Origin of the sequence: Hansschlegelia beijingensis, assembly GCF_045505405.1 — a bacterium.
GTDB classification, from domain to species: domain Bacteria; phylum Pseudomonadota; class Alphaproteobacteria; order Rhizobiales; family Methylopilaceae; genus Methylopila; species Methylopila beijingensis_A.
The window spans coordinates 1-1712 of record NZ_JBJKEX010000489.1 but is presented as its reverse complement, the minus strand read 5'-3'; the positions used below and the strand labels follow the sequence as shown (position 1 = coordinate 1712).

Here is a 1712-nt window from a genome sequence, read left to right as displayed (position 1 = left end):
CGCCGTGCGCCAGCCGAAGGCGCAGCGCGTCGGGCGCCGTCTTGCGGGCAGCGAACTCCAGCAGCTCCGCCACGGCCGGCGTCGCGGCAAGCGCCGCGCCGTCGTAATAGGTCCAGTTGTCAGGCTCGGAGCGGAAGATCCTGTCGCCTTCCGGAAGCGGCCGCATCTGCGCCGCGAGCGTACGGAGCAGGCGCTCCTCGAGGGCGAGCAGGTCGGGCGTCTGGCGGTTGACCGCGATCGTCCGCCGCGCGGCCGCGCCGTCGGTCCGCACCGTCTCGACGATCGTCCGCCGCTCGTCCTCCGAGAGCAGATAGCGGACGCTCTCGCCGATGTTCAGCGCCGCGCCGCCGGTCAGGTGGGGGCTGCGCGCCGACAGCAGCCGGATGAACTCGGTCATCTCGATCGGCAGCCGCTCGTTGGCGTCGGCCTTTCGCTGGGGCTCCAGTCCGGAGACGCCCAGAATCTCATCGCAGAACACCGAGAAGATATCGAGCTTCCGCCGCACGATCTCGTCGTAGAGCAGGAAGCTGTAGGGCAGGCCGCGCCGCATCATCGGCTCGATCTCGATGAGCGGATTGAGGATCCGCGACCGCTCGTTCTTCCGCCGGTGACGTTCGATCCAGCCCGGCAGGTCCTCGGTCCCGCCGAGCTTCACCGACTGCGCCCAGAGCGAATACATCACGCTCATCGGGTCGCGCAGCGCGTAGACGAGGCGGAGTTCATGCGGCTGCACGATCTGGCGCAGCGCCTCGTAGTGCTGCGGCCGCCACCGCCGGAAGCCTTCCGAGGACAGCAGGACGTCGAGGCCCTTGCGGGACGCTTCGACGATGCGGGAGAGGTCCGCGTGGGCGGAGCCCTGGCGGGCGATCAGGTGCTCGCGGTGATCCGAAATGTCGTGGTGGGCGACGCCGACGCGCTCGCCCGTCGCCGGATAGAGCCAGCCGCGCCGGCGGAGCGCGGCCCGCTGCGCATGAAAGTTCGCCTGGAGATATGTGGTCGCGGTCTTATGCGGACCGACATGCAGGACCATCATGCTCGGAGCGCCCCGGGAGCGGCCGCCCGCGCAACGAAAAAGCTCCCCGGCCGGGACCGGAGAGCTTCAGCGACATGAACAGCGCTCAGGCGCCTTGCTCCGTCAGACGGAGGTCTCGATCCAGCTGACGAGCTTCGACTTCGGCGCCGCGCCGCGCTGCGTCGCCACGTGCTGGCCGTCCTTGAACATCATCAGCATCGGGATCGCCGAAATGCCGAAGCGGCTCGCCGTCTCGGGATTCTCGTCGACGTTCAGCTTCACGATCTTCACCTTGCCGGCCATCTCGTTCGAGATTTCCTCGAGCGCGGGGGCGATCGCGCGGCAGGGGCCGCACCATTCCGCCCAGAAGTCGACGACGACGGGTTCGGCCGACTTCAGAACTTCCTGCTCGAAGTTGGCGTCGGAGATCTTGGCGGTGGCCATGAAAGCACCTCTGTGTGAGATCGGCCGCCTCGCGGCGGCGCCCTCTCTGTTTCGCAGCGGAAGGTATGGAGGCCCCCCGTGAGCGTCAAGCAACGCGCCGTCGCGGCAGCGGCGCGCCCGGCGCAGCCCTGAGTCCGTTCAGCCGAGCGAGAGGCTGAGCTGCGCGGCGGCGGGCCCAGGCTCCGGCAGGAGGTCGAGTCGCGGCGCCGCGGTCCACAGAATCGCTGCGCGGACGGGGCGGTCCGGCCACATCTGC

2 protein-coding genes are annotated in these 1712 nt (G+C 69.3%); both read right to left on the bottom strand.

Features of this window, described 5'->3' with window-relative positions; genetic code table 11:
* Positions 1-1033, bottom strand: a 1033-nt coding sequence (locus tag ACIKT0_RS17920) for a hypothetical protein (protein ID WP_407106684.1), incomplete at its 3' end; no start/stop codon positions are given.
* 102 nt (positions 1034-1135) lie between these two features.
* Positions 1136-1456, bottom strand: a complete 321-nt coding sequence (gene trxA, locus ACIKT0_RS17915; protein ID WP_183393293.1) for a thioredoxin — start codon at positions 1454-1456, stop codon at positions 1136-1138.
* Positions 1457-1712: the final 256 nt, after the last annotated feature.